The organism is Streptomyces sp. NPDC042002 (genome assembly GCF_055588305.1).
On record NZ_JBVJCT010000030.1, the window covers coordinates 96,885 to 102,887 of the forward strand.

5 protein-coding genes are annotated in these 6,003 nt (G+C 70.9%); all 5 read left to right on the forward strand.

Annotated elements, in window-relative coordinates; genetic code table 11:
• Positions 1–106 precede the first annotated feature (106 nt).
• The 5 genes from ACZ6KY_RS31925 (at position 107) to ACZ6KY_RS31945 (ending at position 5,784) form a co-directional block, all read left to right on the forward strand.
• On the forward strand, positions 107–583 hold the full coding sequence (locus ACZ6KY_RS31925; RefSeq protein ID WP_469313738.1) for an FtsB family cell division protein: 477 nt from the start codon (positions 107–109) through the stop codon (positions 581–583).
• A 39-nt stretch (positions 584–622) separates the two neighbouring features.
• The gene (locus ACZ6KY_RS31930) at positions 623–1,276 is read left to right on the forward strand and encodes a DUF501 domain-containing protein (RefSeq protein ID WP_469313739.1); all 654 of its coding nucleotides are present in this window, start codon (positions 623–625) and stop codon (positions 1,274–1,276) included.
• Positions 1,273–2,244 (forward strand): Ppx/GppA phosphatase family protein, encoded by a 972-nt coding sequence (locus ACZ6KY_RS31935; RefSeq protein ID WP_469313740.1) that lies wholly within the window; start codon positions 1,273–1,275, stop codon positions 2,242–2,244. Before ACZ6KY_RS31930 ends, ACZ6KY_RS31935 begins: the two co-directional genes overlap by 4 nt.
• A 587-nt stretch (positions 2,245–2,831) precedes the next feature.
• Positions 2,832–4,226: an NAD(P)/FAD-dependent oxidoreductase gene (locus ACZ6KY_RS31940; RefSeq protein WP_469313741.1), complete on the forward strand. Its 1,395-nt coding sequence runs from the start codon at positions 2,832–2,834 to the stop codon at positions 4,224–4,226.
• A gap of 268 nt (positions 4,227–4,494) precedes the next feature.
• On the forward strand, positions 4,495–5,784 hold the full coding sequence (locus ACZ6KY_RS31945) for a class I SAM-dependent methyltransferase (protein WP_469313742.1): 1,290 nt from the start codon (positions 4,495–4,497) through the stop codon (positions 5,782–5,784).
• Positions 5,785–6,003 lie beyond the last annotated feature (219 nt).

Genomic DNA, 6,003 nt, shown 5'->3' on the forward strand with positions numbered 1-6,003 from the left:
CAGGAAGCGTCCTCCGTACGTCCCCGCACCCGGTCCCGTACCGTGTGCGGGGACGTACGCGTGTGACGGGCCCGTACGACGGGCCAGTACTGGGGAGGCGGGACTCATGGCCGTGAAGGACCGGGACCGGTTCTCCACCTCGACCAGGCTGAAGCTGCTCGGCGAGCAGACGGCGGCCCGGGTCTACCGCTCCCAGACCAAGCGGCAGGCGCGCCGCTCCCGGCTGACCGGCCGGGCCGCGCTGCTCGCCCTGGTCCTGTGCTCCCTGATCGTCGCCCTCGCGTACCCGATGCGGCAGTACGTCTCCCAGCGCGCCCAGGTCGCCGACCTGGAGCGGCAGCAGGAGCAGGCCGGGCAGCGGGTCGAGCAGCTGCGCGACCTCAAGGCACGCTGGCAGGACGACGCGTACGCGAAGCAGCAGATCCGGCAGCGGCTGCACTATGTGATGCCGGGCGAGACCGGCTACGTCGTGATCGACCCGGACGCGGCGAAGCAGGCCCGCGCCGAACGGGGCACCGCCGACCGCCCCTGGTACACCAATGTCTGGGACGGCGTGGACAAGTCCGACGCCGCCGACCAGTGACGACCCATGAACTGACCAGAAAGACACGTGACTCACGGCATGGAAACGCCTCCGCCGACCACCCCGCGCACCGAGCCCACCGACGCCGACGTCGAGGCCTTCAAGCAGCAGCTCGGCCGGCCGCCGCGCGGCCTGCGCGCGATCGTGCACCGCTGCCCCTGCGGTCAGCCGGACGTCGTGGAGACGGCGCCCCGCCTCCCCGACGGGACGCCGTTCCCGACCACGTACTACCTGACGTGCCCGCGGGCCGCGTCCGCGATCGGGACGCTGGAGGCCAACGGGGTCATGAAGGAGATGACCGACCGGCTGGCCACCGACCCCGAACTGGCCGCGGCCTACCGCGCCGCCCACGAGGACTACATCGCGCGCCGTGACGCCATCGAGGTCCTGGCGGGCTTCCCGAGCGCGGGCGGTATGCCGGACCGGGTGAAGTGCCTGCACGTCCTGGTCGCGCACTCGCTGGCCGCCGGGCCGGGCGTCAACCCGCTCGGCGACGAGGCCATCGCGATGCTGCCCGAGTGGTGGCGCAAGGGTGCGTGCGTCACCCCGGCCGGACCGCCCTCCGGCGACGGGTGGCAGGTGTCGACGTCCGGAGAGGGCGCCGACGCCGGCTGGTTCGCCTTCAGGCCCGTCGAGTCCGGCGAGTCCACCGAGTCCACCGAGTCCGGCGAGTCCGGCGAGGACGGCCGGTGACCCGCGTCGCCGCCGTCGACTGCGGTACGAACTCCATCCGGCTCCTGGTGGCCGACGCCGACCCGGCGACGGGCGAACTCGTCGACCTGGACCGGCGGATGACCATCGTGAGGCTGGGCCAGGGCGTCGACCGCACCGGCCGGCTCGCCCCCGAGGCGCTGGAGCGGACCTTCGCCGCCTGCCGCGCGTACGCGGAAGCCATCAAGGAGCACGGCGCCGAGCGGCTCCGCTTCGTCGCCACCTCCGCCTCCCGGGACGCCGAGAACCGGGACGAGTTCGTACGCGGGGTGCTGGACGTCCTCGGCGTCGAGCCGGAGGTCATCACCGGGGACCAGGAGGCGGAGTTCTCCTTCACCGGCGCGACCAGGGAACTGGCCGGGCGCGACGACCTCGCCACGCCCTACCTGGTGGTGGACATCGGCGGCGGTTCGACCGAGTTCGTCGTCGGGGCCGAGCGGGTGCGCGCGGCACGCTCCGTGGACATCGGCTGCGTACGGATGACGGAACGTCACCTCGTGCGCGACGGTGCCGTGACCGACCCGCCCACCGCCGAGCAGGTCGCGGCCATGCGCGCCGACATCGAGGCCGCCCTCGACCTCGCCGAGGAGACGGTCCCGCTGCGCGAGGCGCGCACCCTGGTGGGGCTGGCCGGCTCGGTCACCACGGTCGCGGCGATCGCGCTGGACCTCGCCGAGTACGACTCCGGGCGGATCCACCACTCGCGGGTCTCCCTCGCGCGCGTCCGGGAGATCACCGAGTGGCTGCTGCGCTCCACGCACGCCGAGCGCGCGGCGATCCCCTCGATGCACCCGGGCCGGGTGGACGTGATCGGCGCGGGTGCCCTCGTGCTGCTCTCGATCATGGAGCGGACCGGGGCCGAGGAGGTCGTGGTCAGCGAGCACGACATCCTCGACGGGATCGCCTTCAAGGTGGCGGAAGACGCCGAAGCGGGCAGGCAGGGCGACTGACAGACGCTGACGCGTCGAGAACGGACGTGGGGCGGCCCCGGTACCTCTTTCCCGAGGGACCGGGGCCCGTCGTCCTTCCGGGACGCACGGGGGCCGTGGGGAGCTCCGGACGCGGTGTCCGGCGATGTTTCGGCAGCGTCGCGGGGGCGTGGTTCCGGTCTCGTTCGCTACCGATCAGTAGCCTCGGCTGAGCGCGTCGGATAACGTATGAGCGTGTCCGAGGGGGTGTGGAACCCCTCAGGGAAGGCCCCGTCGAGAAACTTCGTGAAGTTCTTCACAAGGAAAAAAGCCCTGCTGGGCGAGGAAGGGGCCACTTGGGCCCTTCCGTAGGCCTCAGGCGGTGCGGCAGCATGCTCGAAGGAGCGTTGCGGCCGTGTTTCCGGGTGGTGAAACAGGGGTGTGGTCCGCTGGGCTGAACGGGTTGGACCGCAGCTCACGCGGTGTTGACAACGGTACGAACCGTACGGTGGTTTCCCCCGGCTGCCATGACCTCGATCAGGTGGGCGGCGGAGTGTAGCAGAGCCCCTGCTCATGCTTGTGAAGGGGCGCACGAGCGACCCCCCTGAAGCGGGTGGATACTCGATGGCATGAGCACCACGGAGCGTCCCAGGATCCTCGTAGTAGGCGGTGGGTACGTAGGCCTGTACGCAGCTCGGCGCATCCTCAAGCAGATGCGCTACGGAGAGGCGACCGTCACGGTCGTCGATCCCCGGTCGTACATGACCTACCAGCCCTTCCTCCCCGAAGCCGCCGCCGGCAGCATCTCCCCGCGGCACGTCGTCGTCCCGCTGCGGCGTGTACTTCCCAAGGCGGAGGTCCTCACCGGCCGGGTCACCACCATCGACCAGGACCGCAAGGTCGCCACGATCGCCCCCCTCGTGGGCGAGGCGTACGAGCTGCCCTTCGACTACCTCGTCATCGCGATGGGCGCGGTCTCCCGCACCTTCCCGATCCCCGGCCTCGCCGAACAGGGCATCGGCATGAAGGGCATCGAGGAGGCCATCGGCCTGCGCAACCACGTCCTCGAGCAGCTCGACAAGGCCGACTCCACCACGGACGAGGACGTCCGCCGCAAGGCGCTGACCTTCGTCTTCGTGGGTGGCGGCTTCGCCGGCGCCGAGACCATCGGTGAAGTCGAGGACATGGCCCGCGACGCGGCCAAGTACTACAGCAGCGTGTCCCGCGAGGACATGCGCTTCGTCCTCGTCGACGCCGCGGACAAGATCCTCCCCGAGGTCGGCCCCAAGCTCGGCCAGTACGGCAAGGAGCACCTGGAGAGCCGCGGTGTGGAGATCTACCTCTCCACCTCGATGGACTCCTGCGTCGACGGTCACGTGGTGCTGAAGAACGGCCTCGAGGTCGACTCCAACACGATCGTCTGGACGGCCGGCGTCAAGCCGAACCCCGTTCTCTCCCGCTTCGGTCTGCCGCTCGGCCCGCGTGGCCACGTGGACACCCAGACCACCCTCCAGGTGCAGGGCACGGACTACATCTGGGCCGCGGGCGACAACGCCCAGGTGCCGGACGTCGCCGCCCGCAAGGCCGGTGTCGAGAACGCCTGGTGCCCGCCGAACGCCCAGCACGCGCTGCGTCAGGCCAAGATCCTCGGTGACAACGTGATCTCCGGTATGCGGGGCTTCCCGCAGAAGGAGTACGCGCACGCCAACAAGGGCGCGGTCGCCGGTCTCGGCCTCCACAAGGGCGTCGCGATGATCGTCCTGGGCAAGACGAAGATCAAGCTCAAGGGCCGTCTCGCCTGGTACATGCACCGTGGCTACCACGGTCTGGCCATGCCGACCTGGAACCGCAAGATCCGCGTCTTCGCGGACTGGACGCTCGCGATGTTCCTCAAGCGCGAGGTCGTCTCCCTCGGCGCCATGGAATCTCCTCGCGAGGAGTTCTACGAGGCCGCCAAGCCGGCTCCGGCCGCGGCTGCCCCGGCGCCCGCCGCCAAGACCGAGGAGAAGGCCAAGGCCTCCTGACCTCCGGTCACCGAACGCCCCGAAGGGGCCGCCCGCCATCCGTGGTGCGGGCGGCCCCTTCGGCGTTTCCCGGAACACGCGGTACGGCGCCGTGACGCGTGGCGCGTGAAGGGGGTGCGTGAAGCGGGGTGCGCAAAACCCGGACGTGAAGCATGGCGCGTACATGTATTTTGCGAATCTGTAACGCGGAAGGGGGACTGCGCGCTGAGCGGGTAGATGTTTACGTGGTGTCGGAGCGTTCGGGAGTGTTGTCTCGGAGGTGTACGCGATGCAGGACGCCGCGCCGCGGCTCAACAGCCTTGTCGAACAGTTGCTGGGAGCCCCGCTCCCGTTGCGCATCCGCGCCTGGGACGGTTCGGAAGCGGGCCCGCCCGGGGCTCCGGCGCTCGTCGTCCGCAACCGGCGGGCCCTGCGCCGTCTGCTGTGGAAACCGGGCGAGTTGGGGCTTGCCCGCGCCTGGGTCTCCGGCGACCTGGGTGTCGAGGGCGACCTGTACACCGCCCTGAACCTGATCTCCGGGCTCGTCTGGGAGCGCGGCGAGGACACGCGCGGACTCGGGGAGGCGCTGCGCGACCCCGAGGTGCGCGCCGCCGTGCGCGGGCTGGTGAGGATGGCCGGGCTGCCGCTGCCGCCCGCCCCGCCCGCCGAGGAGGTGCGCAGACGTCACCACCTGCACACCAAGCGCAGCGACCGACGAGCCATCAGCCACCACTACGACGTCGGCAACGACTTCTACGAGATCGTCCTCGGCCCGTCCATGGTCTACTCGTGCGCCTACTGGGAAGAGGGCGGCACTCTGGAGGAGGCCCAGCGCGACAAGCTCGAACTCGTCGCCGGGAAGCTGGGTCTGACGTCCGGTCAGCGGCTCCTCGACGTCGGCTGCGGCTGGGGCTCGATGGCCATCCACGCCGCCCGCGAGCACGGCGCGACCGTGGTCGGGGTGACGCTGTCACAGGAACAGGCCGCGTACGCCCGTAAGCGGGTCGCCGACGAGGGTCTGACCGACAAGGTGGAGATCCGGGTGCAGGACTACCGGGACGTCACCGACGGGCCCTACGACGCGATCTCCTCCATCGGTATGGCCGAACACGTCGGCGCCGAGCGCTACCTGGAGTACGCCGAGGTGCTGAACCGTCTCCTCAAGCCCGGCGGGCGGCTGCTCAACCACCAGATCGCGCGGCGGCCGCAGCGCGACGAGTCGACGTACTCCGTCGACGAGTTCATCGACGCCTACGTCTTCCCCGACGGCGAACTCGCGCCCCTGGGGACGACCGTGACACAGCTCGAACGGGCCGGGTTCGAGGTGCGCGACGTCGAGGTCATCCGCGAGCACTACGCGCTCACCCTGCGCCGCTGGGTCGCCAATCTGGAGGCCGGGTGGTCCCGTGCCGTCCGGCTCACCAGCGTCGGCCGGGCCCGCGTCTGGCGCCTGTACATGGCGGCCAGCGCGGTCGCCTTCGAGCGCAACCAGATCGGCGTCAACCAGGTACTGGCGATCAAGACCCCGGACGCGACCGGCTCGTCCGGGATGCCGCTGCGGGCCAGGACCTGGAACTGAGGCGGGGCGAAGCGAAGCGGAGCAGAGGCGGAAGGCAGGGGGAGGGGGGGGGGGGGGGGGGGGGGGGGGGGAGACCCCCCCCCCCCCCCCCCCCCCCCCCCCCCCCCCCCCTCTCCCCCCCCCCCGGCACTGTTCGCCAGCGGTCCGAGCCCGCGCCGCTCCTGGACGGAAGCTTTCACAACACTGGTGGGACAGCAATACTGTTGCACCGCGCCGTCA

Excerpts from the sequence above, each read along its gene's own strand:
- ACZ6KY_RS31925 (WP_469313738.1), top strand. The coding sequence starts at position 107 with ATGGCCGTGAAGGACCGGGACCGGTTCTCCACCTCGACCAGGCTGAAG.
- ACZ6KY_RS31930 (WP_469313739.1), top strand. The coding sequence starts at position 623 with ATGGAAACGCCTCCGCCGACCACCCCGCGCACCGAGCCCACCGACGCC.
- ACZ6KY_RS31940 (WP_469313741.1), top strand. The coding sequence starts at position 2,832 with ATGAGCACCACGGAGCGTCCCAGGATCCTCGTAGTAGGCGGTGGGTAC.
- ACZ6KY_RS31945 (WP_469313742.1), top strand. The coding sequence starts at position 4,495 with ATGCAGGACGCCGCGCCGCGGCTCAACAGCCTTGTCGAACAGTTGCTG.